This is a genomic window from Nocardia amamiensis NBRC 102102 (assembly GCF_001612745.1).
GTDB classification, from domain to species: Bacteria; Actinomycetota; Actinomycetes; order Mycobacteriales; family Mycobacteriaceae; genus Nocardia; species Nocardia amamiensis.
On record NZ_BDBA01000419.1, the window covers coordinates 1 to 1,613 of the forward strand.

Genomic DNA, 1,613 nt, shown 5'->3' on the forward strand with positions numbered 1-1,613 from the left:
TCGATCTTTCGTCGGGGGTGCGGCCTGGCCTGATCGTGTTCGGGTTGGGTTTTGGCTGGTGATCAGCAGCGTGTGGGCAACCGGGGGTGGCCCGGGCCGCGGGTTGGCTGCCGGGTTCCACGGGCCCGGGATGAGTGGTCCTTCCGTCTTGTAGGTGCGGTTTGTGCTGGTCAGCCGGGTTGCAGCCGACCGATTGCGGTGGTGAGCAGGTTACTGTGTGGGGCGTGGCGTGGTAGCCGTAGCCAGGTGCGGCGAGCGTGACGGGCGATGCGAGCTGGCAGCGAGAACAGGTGCAGGCGCAGGGTTTTCGGTTCCCAACGGCGGGCCTGGTGGTCGTGCAGCGCGATGGTTTGCAGCCAGGCGGTCAGGTCGAGGGCCAGCGCCACGATGGCCAGCCAGATCCGGTTGGCGTCGAAGCTGTGGAATGGCAGGTTGCGGGCGCCGGTGTCCTTCGCGGCGCGGATGCGGTCCTCGCAGCGGGCGCGGCGGCGGTGCCGTAGCTCGAGATCGGGCAGCTGGCCGCGGCGGGTGTTGGTGACGAACGCGGTCAACCGCAGTCCGTCGAGGTCGGTGAATCGGAGCTGCGCACCGGGATGCGGGCGTTCCTTGCGCACGATCAGCCGCATCCCGTCGGCCCAGCCCGACAGATCGGCCAGATCGGTGATCTCGGCGACCCAGGCGCCGGGCCGGACCTGCCCCTCGGCGTCGTAGGCCGGGGTCCACACATGCTCAGGTATGGCGTTGACCGCGGCGACGAGGCCCTCGGTGAGGGTGAAACCCAGCGAGTACTGCACCCGCCGATTGGTGCAATAGGTGACGAAGTCGTGGGTGCCGCCACCAGCGTCGGTGCGCACCAGCACTTTCCGCCCGACCCGATAGCCGGTCTGCCACGGAAGTTGCGCCAGTGCGGCGGCCAGGACCTGTTTGTGATCGGCGGCGGTGTTGGCTCCGGCATTCCCGGGCCGCAACATGATCGTCGCCGGTTCGCCGGTGCCGCCGCAGCCGTGGTCGATGAACGCGAACAGTGGGTGGAAGCCGAATCCTCGTTTGAATGTCGGTGCCGCGTGCTTCTTGTCCGAGTGCGCGTCCACAAGGCTGGCGTCCAGGTCGATGATCAGCGGGCGCTCGGCATCGATCCCGTGATCGGGAGCGTGTTCACCCGCGCGGGCCCACGCTGCCGCCCGAGCACTCGCACGCGCAGAAGCGATGGCCGCCAATACCTTCGGCGCATCGGCAGCCAACGTCGTGATCGTTCGTGACACGGATCCGAGGCCACCGAACCGAACACACCCGGTGAGCACCGCAGCATCGCCACGTCGGCGGCGCAGTCACCACCGACCCCGATCGAGGTCGCCAGATCCAGCACGATCTTGCCAGGATCATGCACCGCCTGCGACTTGCGCCACGGCGCCAACGCAACCGACAGCGCCCGATCCACCCCGAGACTGGCCGCGGTCTGCAATAACGCCACCGCCCCGGCCTGCGACACGAGCCCCGAACCGTCGGAGTCAACTTTCAGCGACGGATACCACGACATAGACTGACTCACCGAAAAGGTGCTCCTACAACCTCGATCTTCGACCCCTCAGCAAGTCGAATTATCGCAGGTCAGA

General features: G+C 67.4%; 1 pseudogene. It reads right to left on the reverse strand.

Annotated features, from left to right (window positions below):
* Positions 1-170 precede the first annotated feature (170 nt).
* A pseudogene (locus NA4_RS38145) lies at positions 171-1,549 on the reverse strand (IS1380 family transposase).
* Positions 1,550-1,613: the final 64 nt, after the last annotated feature.